Here is a 14,298-nt window from a genome sequence, read left to right on the forward strand (position 1 = left end):
AAGAGTGGCTGCCCCAGGGGAGTTACTGGGTGGGGGGATCCCTGCGGGATGCCTACCTAGCTTGGCTGCGGGGCCAGGCTGGAGACCCCAAGGCGGCGCTGGATCTGGACTTAATGTGTCCAGCCGATCCCGTGGGGTGGGCAGCGGGGGTGGCGCGGCGGCTGAAGGCCGGCTTTGTGGTGCTGGATGCGGAGCGACAGATTGCCCGCATCGTGCTGGGCCAAGGAGGGGCTTCCACCCCCACGGCGGCGACGGTGGACGTAGCCCTGCAGGTGGGCCCCACCCCGGAAGCGGATCTGCAGCAGCGAGACTTCACCTGCAACGCCCTGGCCCTGGAGCTGCAGGAGGGGCAACTGTTGGATCCCACGGGCGGTCGGGCAGATATTGACCAGGGGTGCCTGCGTATGGTTCACCCCGACAACCTCAGCGCCGATCCAGTGCGGCTGTTGCGGGCCTATCGCCAGGCAGCCCAACTGGGGTTTGCGCTGGATCCAGCCACGGCAGAGGCGATTCGCCGGCGGGCCCCCCTTGTGGCCAATGTGGCGGCAGAACGGGTGCGGACCGAGGTGGTGACCTTGTTGGAGAGGGGGATCCCGGGCCTGGCCCACCTGCAAGCGGCAGTGGCGGCAGGGTTGCTGGTGGCTTGGCTGCCCCGCCTAACGCCCCAGAGCCCCGGCTTTGCCCAGGCCCAAGCGGTGTGGCAATGGGCCGAGATCTGGCAGCTCCAGTATCCCCGCACGCTGGCGGAGCTGGCCCAGCCTTTGGCGGATCGGCGCAGCGGCCTGTTGGCAACGGTGTTGGCAGCCCTACTGTGGGATCCGGCGGGAACCCCCGCCGAGACGGTGGAAGCTGAGCTGGAACGGCTGCGCTTCAGCCGGGCAGAGATGCGGGCCATTCAAAAGCTGCACCAGCTTCTGCCCCAGTTCCAGCCGCTCCTAACCCACTCCCCCTCACCCAGCCAACAGTGGCGGCTCTATCACCAGGCGGGATCCCTCTTCGGCGGCCTGGCCCTGCTGGCGGCAGCGACCGGCAGCAGCCCCCAAAAGATAGAGTCCTGGCTGCAGCGCTACGAAGATCCCCAGGATCCCCTGGCCCATTTGGTGCCCTTGCTGGATGGCCGCGACCTGCTGCACAGCTTGGGTGCTAAACCCGGACCTTGGGTGGGCCAGTTATTGCAAGATCTCCAGGAAGCGCAGGCTTCGGGTCAGATCCAAACCCGCGCCGAAGCCCTTTCCTTTGCCCGCCGCTGGCGCGAGAGAAGCTCCCAAACCTAGCCGAAGCGATAGCCGAAGCCGCGCACCGTCACCAAATACTCTGGGTTGCTGGGATCCACCTCTAGCTTTTCCCGCAGCCAGCGGATGTGGACATCCACGGTCTTGCTGTCGCCCATGAAGTCGGATCCCCAAACCCGCTCCAGAAGCTGTTCCCGCGTCCAAACGCGGCGGGGATTGGACATGAACAGCTCCAACAGGCGAAACTCCTTGGGCGAGAGACTCACCTCCACCCCCCGCACCAACACCCGGCACTCCTGGGTAAACATGCAAATATCCCCGTAGCGGAGCACCATGGCCTCGCTGGCGTAGGCCTGCTGCCGACGGCGCAACACGGAGCGACAGCGGGCAATCAGCTCCCGCATCCCAAAAGGCTTAGTTAGGTAGTCGTCGGCCCCCAGCTCCAGGCCCATCACCCGGTCGGTCTCGCTGCTTTTGGCTGTCAGCATCAAAATGGGGAGGGTGTTACCCTCCCTACGCAACAGACGGCATAGATCCAAGCCATTCAAACTGGGCAGCATTAGATCGAGGATCATCAAGTCCAGCCGCTCGGCTGTATGCACCAGCTCTAACGCTTCTCGACCGTCCACTGCTTGCAAAACTCGGTATCCTTGTTCTTCAAGGGCAAGGGCAACGGTTTCTCGAATTGCGTCCTCATCATCCACCACTAGCAGAGTCTCCAGCAGGGGAGAAGCTTCCTTGACTTGAACTTGGGGAAGTTGACTGGTCATGGAAAGGGTTGCTTGCATGGCAGACTCCGTCTCGTTTGCGCGAACGGCCTCACAGAGGAAAAGGAGCAAAGTTCATCATCCTCAACAGCAGCCCCCCGCTAGGATATCAAACTTCTCAGGCTGGCCAATAGGGGGAAAAGAGGAGCCAAATGCTGGCCAAAAAGGAAAGACGGCGAGGGAGGCGACAAGGGTTCCAGGGTAGGGCAGTTCAGGATGATTTAAGATCGGTGCGGAGCCCCATTCCCCTTGGCAACTGGCCCTCTTTTGATCTGGCTATGTCTGCCCCTCCTTCTGCCCTCTGGGCCACTGGCGGAGCGATTTTACGGCTGTTGCGCTGGCACAAGCCGGCAGGGCGGTTGATTTTGATGATCCCGGCTTTGTGGGGGGCTTTTCTGGCCGGACGGGGAACGCCGCCTTGGCCGCTGGTTGGGATCCTGGTTTTGGGCAGCTTAGCCACCAGCGGGGCAGGCTGTGTGATCAACGACCTCTGGGATCGGGATTTGGATCCCTTGGTGGAGCGCACCCGCAACCGCCCCCTGGCCAGCCGCGAATTGACCGTTGCCGTCGGCATCGTGATGGCGCTGCTGACCTTGGCCTGTGCGGCGGGGCTGGCGCTTTTTCTCAACCCGGTCAGCTTTGCCCTCTGCGTGGCGGCGGTGCCGGTGATCCTGCTCTATCCGGGGGCCAAGCGGGTGTTCCCGGTGCCCCAACTGGTGCTAGCCCTGGCTTGGGGATTTGCCGTGCTCATCAGTTGGACGGCGGTGAGCGGCCAGGATCCCCAGAAGCCCCTGTGGGAGGAGGGGCTGGGCTGGCTGTGGCTGGCCACGGTGTTGTGGACGTTAGGGTTTGATACGGTCTATGCCCTATCGGATCGGGAGGACGACGAGCGGGCCGGGATCCACTCCAGCGCCCGCTTTTTTGGGCGACAGACGCCGACGGCGGTGGGGCTATTTTTCTTGGGCGCCGCCCTTGCCCTCTTAGGGGTGGGGATCAGCCTGCAGTTGCACGCGGTCTATTTCCTCAGCTTGGCAGTTGCCGCCGCCCTCTGGGGCCGGCAAACCTGGCAGCTCCACCAGGTCAATCCCCCTCCCACTCTCTACATGGCCATCTTCGGCCAAAACGTCCTCCAGGGCTTCATTCTCTTGGCAGGGATGATCGCTGGATCCCTGCTGGCCTGAGGAACCCTGGCTGGAGCTAGTTGGGATAGATGCGCAGGCGGCGGTTGGGCTCTTCGCCAAAGCTCTGGGCCCGCAGGTGATAGTGCTCCACCAACTGGTGCTGCAGCTTGCGGATTAGAGGGGAGCGGGGCAGCAATTCCACCGGCTGGGACTTGGGAATGACGATCTGCTCCACCGCCAGGCGGGCCTCCTCCAAGGCTTCCGTTTCGTCGCCCGAGCTGGCCCGAATGAACAGCTCCAGGTCAGAATCAGAGCCGTCCTCGCTTTCGATGTTGAGGATGTGACGCAGGGCGCGGGCAAGGGCGATCAGAGTATTGGCCTTGACGGTGTGAATCGGGATCTGGCGGGCGTGGGCCAGTTGCTGGATCTTGGAGCGGCTGCGCACCTGGGATCGCAAAGCCAAAACAATATCGGCCTCATCCAGGTCTTTGGTGACATCCGCCGACAGCTTCAAAGTTTGGATCACCTGCTCCAGGTGGAAGCGACTAACCCCGTAGGGATAGATCCTCAGCAGCCCATCCAGGCCCCGTTGCCGTTCTGCCAGGGCCGCTGCCGCAGGTTCCTCCCAGTCGGCATCCTCTTCCTCCTCAGACCTGGACTCTGCCTTGGGGCTGGCCATAACTTGCGGCTCAGGACGGGATCCCGCTGCTGCTGGCGGGACGGCCCCTTTGGCCGAGGGCGAGCCAGATTCACCAGGCTGGCGCAAACGAGTCTCGCTGGGTTCTAAGGGCAAAGCTTCCATCCGCCCAGAACGGTGCCATCCCCCTCGCTCCCGCGTCGGGGACGGGGTGCTGCCGGCAGGGGGGGGCCACTGGGGGCCAGACAGGGTGGGGCGCTCGATCACCACTTGGCCACGTTCGTCCAGGCTGCGCAGTTGCACCAGTGGCTCGCGGTTGCGCAGGAGGCGATCCACAGTGGCCGCCACATCTTCGTGGATGACCCAGCGATCCCGCTCCAGCATCTCCACCGCAATCTCAAACGTGGGGGGGGCTTTGCGCTCCAGGACACTCTTCTGGCAGCCCCGCCGCCGCGCCTCTTCGTCTCCCAGCGTGACGGATTGGATCCCGCCTATGAGATCCGAAAGGGTGGGGTTTTTGATCAGGTTGTCGATGCGGTTGCCGTGGGCAGTGGCCACCAGTTGCACCCCCCGTTCGGCAATGGTGCGGGAGGCCAGAGCCTCCAACTCGGTGCCAATCTCGTCGATCACCACCACTTCCGGCATGTGGTTTTCCACCGCCTCGATCATCACCTTGTGCTGCAGCTCCGGGCTGGCCACCTGCATGCGCCTGGCCCGGCCAATCCCTGGATGGGGCACGTCGCCATCACCGGCAATTTCGTTGGAGGTGTCGATGATGATGACCCGTTTGTGCAGCTCGTCCGCCAGCACGCGGGCAATTTCCCGTAGGGCGGTGGTTTTGCCCACCCCTGGGCGGCCCAGCAACAGCATCGAGCGGCCCTGCTCTACCAAATCGCGGATCATGCTGATGACGCCGATAACGCAACGCCCTACCCGACAGGTGAGGCCGATGATCGTGCCCTGGCGGTTGCGAATGGCGCTGATCCGGTGCAGAGTTGAGGCAATGCCAGCCCGGTTGTCGCCGCTAAACTCTCCCACTTGGCTGATGACCAGATCCAGGTCGGCGCGGGTGACTACCTCCTCCGAGAGGTAATCGGCAAAGCCGGGGAAGCGGGCTTCCGGGCGGCGGCCCAAATCCAGCACCACCTCCACCAACTGATCCAACTGGGGATGCTGCTCCAGGCGCTGGCGAATGGGGGCGGGCAGAACATCCAGAAGCTTGTTCAAATCGTCGTTGTAGTGGACTTGGCCAGGAAAAGGGGTGCGATTGCTTAGGCGGTGCGGAGCACTTTCCAGATTCGCCGACGGGTTGAAGGGCTGTACTGAGAAACTCATGGTTAAGCAACGTTGTTAAACACCGGAAAAACAGGTTTGTCTGGGGGCCACCGCTCGTCGCTTCACTTGCTGCACCAACTGTTTGGCCAATGGGATCCCGCCTGCCAATCCAGATCCCCCCTCCAAATAGGCGGCCACCAACTGTCGCGCATAGCTGCCGAAGGCCACACCCGCCACCGGCCAACGGGGATCCAACAGCGACACCGTTTGCCCATTGGTTCCTCCTGCTAGTTGCACATAGCCAGGCAGGCCCATATCCAACACCTTGCGGGCCAACTTTAGGGTGGCCTTGCTGGTGCCAGCTCCAATGTCTCCACTCATGGGCCGGCCATCCACCTGCCAGATCAACACCTCCGGCAGGGGATCCATCAAGGCCAGCAGATCCCGTAAATAAGCCTCCAAACCGGGGCCATCGTTAAAGCTAATCGAGACGGCCCGCAGCCGCCGCAGCCAGGGCTTTAGGGATCCCCACAATTGCGCGAATTGACTTTGCCGACCAATACGGGTGTGGATTTCCACCGCCTCAACCCCCAGCTCTAGCAAGGACGGCAGGATCTCCGCCGCCGCAACCTGATAGCCCTGGGTGGCAATGCGCTGGTGGGGACACACTGGCTCACAGCGGCCACAGCCGTAACAGAGCTCTGCCCGGATGTGGACTTGGGTGGAAGCGCCTGCCCGGATCAAGGCGTGGGGTGGACAAACAGCTAGGCAGGGCTGCGGACAGTCGGCAGGACAGACGGGATCCACCAGCACCGCCTTACGAAAATGCACATCTTCGCCGTCGTTGACGCTGACCATCAACCAGGGGGATCCCACCTGGGGATCCTCCGCCTGGGCCCGCCGGATCCCTTGTTGGGCAGCTTGCACAATGGCCGGATCGGCGGCAACGTCAATGCAATCGGCACCGGCCAGCGTGTAGAGAAAAGAGAGCTCTCGAATCGACGGCAAGTGGTGGAAACTTGCGCCACAGATTAGCTTAAACCAAGTACCCTGTTGCAGCGAGACGTTCGGCAAGGTCACAGACACGGAAAGCCACCGGCAGGATGGGAGTCTGGGCTGCAGGCCGCCTACTTGAGATGGTAGCAAAGAATTTTCGAGGCATCTGGGCAGATCCTCAGGCACTCTGCAGAGGTTGCCAGCGAATTGACCGCTCTCGACCCAGCTCCACCACAAATTTCACGCCCTTATCTTCTTGGCTCAGCTTCACCAGGTAGGAGAGTTCTTGCCGGCTGAGCACATGCCCCTCATAAAACCAAAACACCAATCCCTTAGCCTTTGGGGGCAAGGTGGCACGGTACTGCTCGATCAACGAGGGGTAGAAATAGGTACGCCGCTGCGATTTGCCCAGCGTGGCAGGCCGCACCCCATGGCTGGACGTCAGATAACTGACCAAATCCCCAATCCCCTTGCTGGACAGGGTGACTACCTCGTAGCCGGCCCCGCGCAGCCGCCGCAGGTAATGCCCTTCGGATCCCCCTTCCGGGGTGACAAACATGGCCAAAGCCCCGCATTGCTCGAGCTGTTGCACAAACTTGGCACCTGAGCCCACCAGCAACATAAAGCACTCCGTCTTCCTCAGAGTTGAGAGTCTAGGATCTCGAGACCAGCCTTGCCCGTGCCCATTGTAGCGGGAGTAGGCCCCCAGGCGAGGATAGAAGTTACCGATGGAACTCATAGAAGCACCCCGGCCTCCCCCTACCTGCCGGAGGAGGGGAGGAAGACATAAAGAGGCGTTAGAATTGAGAACAACAGGAGAGCAACAGACAATGGCTCAACCAACCTATCCCGTAACCAAGAGCGACGCCGAGTGGCGTGAGCTGCTTACTGAAGAACAGTACTACGTGCTGCGCCAAGAGGGAACCGAGCCCCCCTTCCGCAACGCCTACTACGACAATAAGGCCCCAGGGATCTATGTCTGCGCGGGCTGTGGGCAGGAGCTCTTTTCCTCGGCAGCCAAATACGACAGTGGCACTGGCTGGCCCAGTTTTTGGGAGCCGGTTGCTCCGCAGGTGATCGGTACCAAGACGGATTGGAAATTGTTCGTGCCTCGCACAGAGGTTCACTGCTCCAACTGTGGGGGACACTTGGGACACGTGTTTCGGGACGGTCCCCCACCAACGGGTTTGCGCTACTGCATCAACTCTGCTGCTCTCAAGTTCATTCCCACCACTACCTGAGCCTTTTCTCAGGCAACGCTAGAATTGGGCAGCCTGCCTGGGTGAACTGATGTCGGACTACACCTTTTTGGATGCTGCCTCGATCTTGCTGCGGGAGGGTCTGGAGGCACTCTTGGTGCTGGTGGCTTTGCTGGCCCTTCTGCGCAAAAGTGGGCAGTCAGCCCAACAGCGCTGGGTTTGGCTGGGAGGATCCATGGGTCTGCTGGCAGCGGTGATGCTTGCCTTGCTGGTGAAGTTGTTTTTCCAGCAGTTGCTGACCCACACCCGCCAAGAGGTGCTGGAAGGGATCACGGGGCTGGTGGCGGCAGGTTTGCTGTTTTCGGTCAGCCTCTGGCTGCACCAGCGGGCTGCCATTGCCTCCTGGCAAACCTTTGTGCAAGAACAAGCCCAGGCAGCGCTCGCCACCGGCCAGGTCTTTTCCCTCGCTTTCCTGGCCTTTACAGCGGTGTTTCGCGAAGGGGCGGAAACGGTGTTGTTTTATGTGGGATTGGCCCCTTCCCTGGCGGCAGAAGATCTCTGGCTGGGGATCGGTCTGGGATCCCTGCTGCTGGTGGGAATGGCGATTTTGCTGCTGCAGGTGGGGCTGAAGCTGCCCTTGGGGGCTTTTTTCCGGGGTTTAAGCCTGCTGATTTTTTACTTGGGCTTTAAGTTCCTGGGCAGCGGCCTCCACGCTTTGCAAGTGGCGGGCTGGCTTCCGATGACCCCCTTATCCGGGATCCCGAAGCTGCGCTGGTTGGGTCTGTATCCCACTTGGCAGACGCTGATCCCGCAACTGGTGCTGCTGGGAACGGCCTTTGTCTTGTGGATGAGGCAATGGCTGCGAGCTGATTCTGCTCAAAACCTTTCTCCGTGAGAAACTTCTGCAAAGCTGGATGCGACAGAGACCTACAGCCCGCTGGCGCGAGCGGGGGTGTGTCAGCCAATAGCCGTGCAGCCAGACAGAACGGCGGCGGTCGAATAGTGAGGCCTACGGCCCGCTAGCGCGAGGGGCGTTCTACCTGTTGAGGCAGTTTGTGCAGTACAAGGCAATGAGGGCAGAGGTCAAGGTTGTGGTGGTGCCGCCTGCCTATCGCTCACAGACCTGCCACCAGTGTTTGTGGCTTGGCCAACAGGAAGGAAAGGGTTTTTGCTTGTGTCAACCCGGCCTGTGGCTGGGAAAGGGATGCAGATTTTACCTCTCGCGTTATTGCTAAGCCCCCGACTAAAGTCGGGGGAAGTTTACTCTGCGGGGTTACCTGAAATCAGGTGTCGTAAACCCGGCACTCAACGGCGTCTGGGTTTTCGGCGCAGTGCTGCTCAAGGCTGCTGGGAGTTTTGGGCTGGTGGCTGCGGGCTGCCAGCACTTCTTCAACAACATCCCAAGCAGCACGGCAGTGGGGATCCCCTTCGCCGTACTCATCGCAGATCTTGCGGGCGTTTTCCAGCTCTTTGGCAATGACTTCAGCCAGTTCCATATGCTCAAGCTCCTTTCAACGAGATGGGGCCAGGGGCCCACAGGTATAATCTGCTGACGCCGATCCGCAGGGATCTAGCGCACTCACGGATTAACAGGCAGAAACCTGCCACTCCGCAGGGTAGATAAGTCCAGGATGATGACCTGCTGCCGACCTATCGAGCGCTGTGGATACATTACCATTCTAAGCAGCGACCGCAGGGGGTTGCAGCCACCCTTTTGCGATCTCTTCGGGATCAGTGAGACCTGAAGGCGCCAAACAGTTGTCCAAGCTGTTGCCGCACCTGCTCTGGGGATCCCTGATAGCGCACCCGTCCTTCGGAGAGGAAAATTACTCCGTCCGCCCATTCCAGCTCGGCCAGCCGATGGGTGACCCAGAGGGCGGTGATCCCCTCTTGATCCACCAGGCGGCGGATGCAGCGCAGCAACTCCGCCTGGCTCTCGGGATCCAGCAAGGCCGTTGGCTCGTCCAACAGCAGAACTTCACAGTGCCGGGCCAGGGCCCCAGCCACCGCCACCCGTTGCTTCTGTCCACCGCTGAGGCCGTGGATGGGCCGGCGGATCAAGTGCCGCAAGCCCACCTGCTCCAAGGCCGTTTCTACCCGCTCGGCAATCTCTTCCAACGTGAGGGGCTCTGCCCCCAAGCCAAAGGCGACATCTGCCCCTACCGTCGGCATAAACAGTTGGTGATCCGGGTTTTGAAACACGTGGCCCAGCCGCCCGCGCACCTCCAAGTGGCCGGCTAGGGGCTGAGGATGGGTGAGGGATCCGGACAACAGTTGCAATAGGGTGGACTTGCCGCTGCCGTTAGGCCCCAGCAGCATCCACAACTGGCCTTTGGGAATGACAAAGCTGCACTCTCGCAGAACCGGGGGACGCTCCGGCCAGGCAAAGGTTAGGCCCTCCACCCGAATGGCCGGCGGGGACTCCCTCTTGCCACCGCGAAAGGACTCTGTCCCCCTCTCAGACATGAGGATCCCTTGCGAAGACCCGAAGAGCTGCTCTCAACCCTGCAACTGCGCCAAAAAGCCGGGACGCGTTCCTGGGGCACCAGCGCCACCCGACTTGGTGGTCATTTGCACGCCACACAGCTCGCCGGTGAGCAGGAACACCTTTTTGCCAGTGCGGTCACAGGTCAGCTCCAAGCTTTGAGGGGATCCGTTGCGAAGAGCTTCAACCACACTCTGATAGGCGCGGTTGGCCGCCTCCTCCTCTTTTTGGTGGACGACGATGGGGGCGGGATTTCCCTTCAGAAGCAATTCCAGGGTATACATGGCTAACTGTTCGCGTAGGGGGCTGTGGACACCTGATCCCAGTATCGCAGGTCGGCGGAAGGCCTAGATCCCAGACCTAGGGGCAGGGGCGAGCGGAAGGAGGATCCCCTGGATTGAGACCGGCAAACCAACTCGACAGGGCCGCCGGCAGGCAGAGGCCAGGGTTGCCCTCGATGTGGAGCCGTTCCAGCCGCGGCAGTTCTGCCAAAAAGCCGGGCAGCTCGCCTGTGAGCTGGTTACGGGCCAGGCGCAGATCCCGTAATTGCTTGAGTTGGGCTAGCTCTGGCGGCAGGGATCCGCTGAGGCGGTTGTCCGACAGATACAGATTCTCCAGGTGGCGCAGGTGCCCCAGTTGGGGCGGAATGGGCCCAGAGAGTTGGTTGCGATCCAAAAACAGGCCCCTCAGGGAGCTCATCTGGCCCAGTTGGCTGGGAATGGCGCCGCTGAGCTGGTTGTTTTGTAGGCTGAGGTTTTCTAGGCGGCTGAGCTGCCCCAGCTCGGCAGGAATAGGCCCGGAGAGCTGGTTGTGATCCAAAAACAACCCCCGCAGCTTGTGCAGTTGCCCTAGCTCCGGCGGAATGGGGCCGGAGAACTGGTTATAGTCCAGAAACAGGTTTTCCAACTCGCTCAGTTGCCCCAGCTCGGCGGGGATGGGGCCAGAAAGCTGGTTGTAACTGAGGGACAAGGCCCGCAGGCGGTGGAATTGGCCAATCTCCGGCGGCAGGGATCCGCTCAGCCCGCGGCGATCCAATACCAACTGAACCAGACATTGATCCGTATCGAACAGAGCCACCTCTTCCACTACCACCTGGGGACGGCCCAGCGCGGCCAGGATTTGCCGCAGCAAGCGCGGCTCCCGCTCCCTACAGGAGGGGGCAGACCAAACCAGTGTCCCCCAGCTCAGCCAAGCCCAAATTGCCAGCAAGGCCAAAATCCCTAAGTTCCGCCGAACTGGTCTTTTGACGGCTTCCATTGTGTCCCCTTCCGGCCAACGTCCTAAGGGAGCATACCTCTAGACCCGATCCTTGCCAACTGCTAGCTCGGGGAAGGGGCAACCGTTCCAGAGCAGGGCGCCAAGCAGGATCTAGGATTGGCTGCCTTGAGAGCGCTGGATCACCTCAGCTTCGCTTAGAGGGGTAGGGGCGTGGAAAGACAGGCACCAGGGAGTTTGGACTTTGCAGGGCGGGTGAAGCTGCTGCGAGGAGAGGTAGAATTGCCCCACCTTCAGGATCGCTACATCCTCGCCGCTTCCTCCCCTCTGGGCAATTTGCTCGCGCACCACCTCGATAGCCGCTGGCGACGTGACCCGGCCAAAGAACTGGGTAGAGCAGTTGGCAATAATGTTGTGGTCGATGCTTTTGGGAGCCTGGGTGGCGAAAATGAGGCCCAGGCCGTATTTGCGCGCTTGGGCGGCTAGGCGCAGCAGGCTCTGCTTGCAGGGGGTAGTCCCCTGGGAGGGCACAAAGTCTTTGGCCTCGTCGATGGCCAACAGCCCGCGCACTGGCGCTTCCGGCGGAGCGGGGTTTTTCTTGATCCAGGCAAACAGCGCCATGGCCAGTTGGTTTACAAATTGCTGCTGTTCGCCCAGGGTAGGAAGACCCACCAGGTTGATGACCGACACGCGGGTTTTGCCATAGCCTGCGCCCAGCCCCAACAGGCTGGCCGGATCCAACGCCGTGCCGCTTTGACTGAGCAGCTTGTTGTTGACCATGGCAGCCTTGAGGAGATTGGCCATCTGCAGGGCCAGTTGCGGAGCCTTGCTGATATCGGCTCCTGCTTCTGGGGGCAGATCTGCCAGGAACTCGGCAAACTCGGCCAGGGATCCGGGCTGGTGGGTGGCAAAGTACTTCAAAGCTGCCCTGAGAACTCCCCGCTTCAGTTGGTCGCTGACAGTCTTGCCGGGGGCCACGATTTCCTGAAGGGTGCCCCAGGCGATGTCGACGGCCTGATCCAGCTCTTCAGGATCGTCAGCCAGCGCAGCAAAGTCCGGCAGGGGGGCGAGGGTGAGGGGGTTACCTGCTGCCAGCCCAGGGGTCCAAATCACCACTTCGGTTTGGGCAAAGTAGCGCTCTGCCTTGGCCTGGTCTTCCTCTGTCCAGCCTTGGGGGGCAGCAGGCCAGGGATCCCCCAGGCGGGCCAAGTCGTTGGCAGCATCGATAACGATGGAAGGGATCCCTTGCAAGGCTGCCTCCTCCACGATGCGTCGCAAAAGCACCGTTTTCCCGGAGCCGCTGCCGGCCAGGATCACGGTGTGCCGCACCAGCTCTGGGACGGGCAGAAAGACCGGCTCCCCTTCTCGGTTGGCCACCCAACGCCGCCCGACAAACAAACTCGGCAGGTGCAAGTCCTGCTTGGCTTGAGGGGCCCTGCCGTTCTCTACCCTAGAAAGTGAGAAATCCCCTTTTGGAGTTTCCTGCCCAGGGATCCCTTCCTTCAGCCAGGCGAGGATCTTGGCCAAAGCCGAATCAGGCTCGGCGGCTGCCAGTTGGGCAAGGGGTTGCCGCTCGGCCAGCCAGTCCGTAAAATCGGGCCTGGATTTGAGCTGTTCTAGGGCCAGCAGAACCCTGATTTCCCTTTCGCTGGGCTGCCAGTGGATCCCGCCCTCCGCAAGAAAACTCTGCCACAATTGTTGGCTTACCGGGCCTCTGGGCACTGGTATGGTGCGCACCACCACCAGCTTGCGAGATCGCAGGGCCGGATCGATCCCGGCGGCTGTCTTGGCGGCTCCCAAGCGGGCCTGGAAGGCCTTGGGATTACCTGACTGGATGGCTATCAGACAAAGGTGCTTTTCTCGCTCGTTGGCCTCATGGAAGATCAGGCGCAAACGAGAATGCATCTGGGAAAAGCTTTTGGCTCCAGGGAAATCCGTTTCAATTTGGGTACCGATGCTGGCGGGCAACTTTTCTTGCCAAACGAGAAAGTGACATACAGAAGTCAAAAGTTCTTTCCATGGCTCATCTTTGTTTTCCTGTAAATATGGAGAGATATTAGCATTTTGCTTAAACCTCTCAAACTCGCGATCCAATTCCTGCAGAGGAGCACTTGAAGCAGTAAGAGGAGAACCGGAGGCTCCTAACTCGATAACTTTCCCTTCTTTCAAGCAGCTCTCCCTGTGATCATGGCATTTTCGCAAAAGCTCTCGAGGAGACAGAAATTCATTGCTTTTAAAAAACTCCGGCTTAAAGGGGTAGGAGGAATAGGGAGGGGTAAAGCCAACCTTGCGATAGGCTTTTTCTAAGCGAGGGACAACAACAGCCTCAGCAGTATCTGGAGAGGGAAGAAGCGTAAGCGTAAAGAGCAAATGGGACTCAAAGCGACCTGAAAACGTAGAAATAGCCGTCTTTGTTAGGATTTCCCAAGAGCTTTCTAGGCAGGAGACAACCACAAGAGATCGAGAGAGATAATCTCGTAGCGCAATAAGACCGCCCCCAATGCTGTGAACAATGTTTTCTGTAGTCTTTGCTTCTGCCCCTGATTCTTCTGAAGCTATATGAAATTGCATAATGATTGGATCCAGCTGATCCAAAGCAACTACAGTGGGCCCCCGCAGGCTCATGAGCCAAGAAAGCCCCGCGACGATCTCGCTGGGAGTTAAGCCTGGCGAGACAAAGCCAAACCTTTGCTTCGTCTCCGGATCATCTACACCTAGGCCCTCTATCCAGCTAATTCCGGCTGCAGCTATGGCAAAGTCGGCAGAGTTGGCCAAAATCATGGCCCGCACACAGTCTTGATACTTAAGTGTGTTACTCTTATCTTGAGTAAACAGCCATTGCAGAACTCGATTGACAACTCTGACCAAGAGGTCAGGAGGAAATTTAGCAATCTCTTCTGCCTTCTTAGGGCTGGCCAGGGCTTTCAGGAAGATTTGATCGAGAACCTTTCTTAACTGGCTTCTTCCATCTGGCTCTTCCTGCATCAAGGATGTAAGGTACCCTTGAACTACCGTTTTCCAGAAATCTTTCACATCTGTCATGTCCACCAGGACAAATTCCACGCCCCTTTCAAAGCAGCGCTGTCTCAATACCCTGAGCAGGTGGGTCTTCCCAGTACCGCCGCTGCCGACAACAGGGATCCCCAGCGGAGACTCGCTTTGGGGGGATTGGATCAACTTCTCCAGCCGCTCAAATAGCCGCTCTCTAGCTTCTCGATGAAGATCGGGAACGTCAAACTCGGGTGGCTGCCAGATTTTCTTCAGGTGAACCGTCCAATCAAAATCAACTTCCCTGAGAGCCTCAAGGGCCTTTTGTTGTTCTTCTGCACTCTGCATGCTTAACTCCTAATTCGCAGAAAGTATCTTTTGGC

The 14,298-nt window shown here is 60.1% G+C and carries 14 protein-coding genes; 5 read left to right on the forward strand and 9 right to left on the reverse strand.

The annotated features are described in order from the left end of the window. The coding region (locus NW841_RS06435; RefSeq protein WP_414385882.1) for a CCA tRNA nucleotidyltransferase at positions 1–1,274 on the forward strand (1,274 nt) is incomplete at its 5' end. Here the strand turns inward: NW841_RS06435 and NW841_RS06440 are convergent. Beyond that, positions 1,271–2,002, reverse strand: a complete 732-nt coding sequence (locus NW841_RS06440; RefSeq protein WP_414364363.1) for a response regulator — start codon at positions 2,000–2,002, stop codon at positions 1,271–1,273. The two genes, NW841_RS06435 and NW841_RS06440, sit on opposite strands and share 4 nt — an antisense overlap. 275 nt (positions 2,003–2,277) lie before the next feature. Here NW841_RS06440 and NW841_RS06445 point away from each other — a divergent pair, with 275 nt between their 5' ends. Next, complete coding sequence (locus NW841_RS06445; RefSeq protein WP_414364366.1) at positions 2,278–3,180, forward strand: 4-hydroxybenzoate solanesyltransferase; 903 nt, start codon at positions 2,278–2,280, stop codon at positions 3,178–3,180. Between the two features lie 16 nt (positions 3,181–3,196). Here the strand turns inward: NW841_RS06445 and NW841_RS06450 are convergent, their stop codons facing one another. The 3 genes from NW841_RS06450 to ndhN form a co-directional block, all read right to left on the reverse strand. Beyond that, positions 3,197–5,092, reverse strand: coding sequence for a R3H domain-containing nucleic acid-binding protein (locus NW841_RS06450; protein WP_414385884.1), 1,896 nt, complete (start codon positions 5,090–5,092; stop codon positions 3,197–3,199). A gap of 15 nt (positions 5,093–5,107) precedes the next feature. Beyond that, on the reverse strand, positions 5,108–6,118 hold the full coding sequence (locus NW841_RS06455) for an LdpA C-terminal domain-containing domain (protein ID WP_414385886.1): 1,011 nt from the start codon (positions 6,116–6,118) through the stop codon (positions 5,108–5,110). A gap of 88 nt (positions 6,119–6,206) precedes the next feature. Beyond that, a complete protein-coding gene (gene ndhN, locus NW841_RS06460) occupies positions 6,207–6,650 on the reverse strand; it encodes an NAD(P)H-quinone oxidoreductase subunit N (RefSeq protein ID WP_414364400.1) in 444 nt (147 codons plus the stop codon). Positions 6,651–6,858: 208 nt separating this feature from the next. On the opposite strand from ndhN, the gene msrB reads away from it, so the two are divergent. The 3 genes from msrB to NW841_RS06475 all read left to right on the forward strand — a co-directional run bounded on the left by msrB (position 6,859) and on the right by NW841_RS06475 (position 8,462). Then, complete coding sequence (gene msrB, locus NW841_RS06465; protein WP_414364370.1) at positions 6,859–7,269, forward strand: peptide-methionine (R)-S-oxide reductase MsrB; 411 nt, start codon at positions 6,859–6,861, stop codon at positions 7,267–7,269. A 49-nt stretch (positions 7,270–7,318) separates the two neighbouring features. Further along, a complete protein-coding gene (locus tag NW841_RS06470) occupies positions 7,319–8,122 on the forward strand; it encodes an FTR1 family iron permease (protein WP_414364372.1) in 804 nt (267 codons plus the stop codon). A gap of 175 nt (positions 8,123–8,297) precedes the next feature. After that, on the forward strand, positions 8,298–8,462 hold the full coding sequence (locus tag NW841_RS06475) for a hypothetical protein (protein WP_414385888.1): 165 nt from the start codon (positions 8,298–8,300) through the stop codon (positions 8,460–8,462). 48 nt (positions 8,463–8,510) lie between these two features. Here the strand turns inward: NW841_RS06475 and NW841_RS06480 are convergent, their stop codons facing one another. The 5 genes from NW841_RS06480 to NW841_RS06500 form a co-directional block, all read right to left on the reverse strand. Then, positions 8,511–8,723: a Calvin cycle protein CP12 gene (locus NW841_RS06480; RefSeq protein WP_414385889.1), complete on the reverse strand. Its 213-nt coding sequence runs from the start codon at positions 8,721–8,723 to the stop codon at positions 8,511–8,513. A 235-nt stretch (positions 8,724–8,958) separates the two neighbouring features. Further along, entirely contained in the window at positions 8,959–9,693 is a 735-nt protein-coding gene (locus NW841_RS06485; RefSeq protein ID WP_414364377.1) for an energy-coupling factor ABC transporter ATP-binding protein, read from the reverse strand. A gap of 33 nt (positions 9,694–9,726) precedes the next feature. Further along, the gene (locus NW841_RS06490; protein WP_414371822.1) at positions 9,727–9,996 is read right to left on the reverse strand and encodes a hypothetical protein; all 270 of its coding nucleotides are present in this window, start codon (positions 9,994–9,996) and stop codon (positions 9,727–9,729) included. 76 nt (positions 9,997–10,072) lie between these two features. Continuing rightward, a complete protein-coding gene (locus NW841_RS06495) occupies positions 10,073–10,921 on the reverse strand; it encodes a hypothetical protein (RefSeq protein ID WP_414385891.1) in 849 nt (282 codons plus the stop codon). Positions 10,922–11,080: 159 nt separating this feature from the next. Further along, positions 11,081–12,832, reverse strand: coding sequence for a helicase HerA domain-containing protein (locus NW841_RS06500; protein ID WP_414385893.1), 1,752 nt, complete (start codon positions 12,830–12,832; stop codon positions 11,081–11,083). Positions 12,833–14,298: the final 1,466 nt, after the last annotated feature.

The organism is Synechococcus sp. H60.3 (assembly GCF_047462295.1).
Lineage (GTDB): Bacteria > Cyanobacteriota > Cyanobacteriia > Thermostichales > Thermostichaceae > Thermostichus.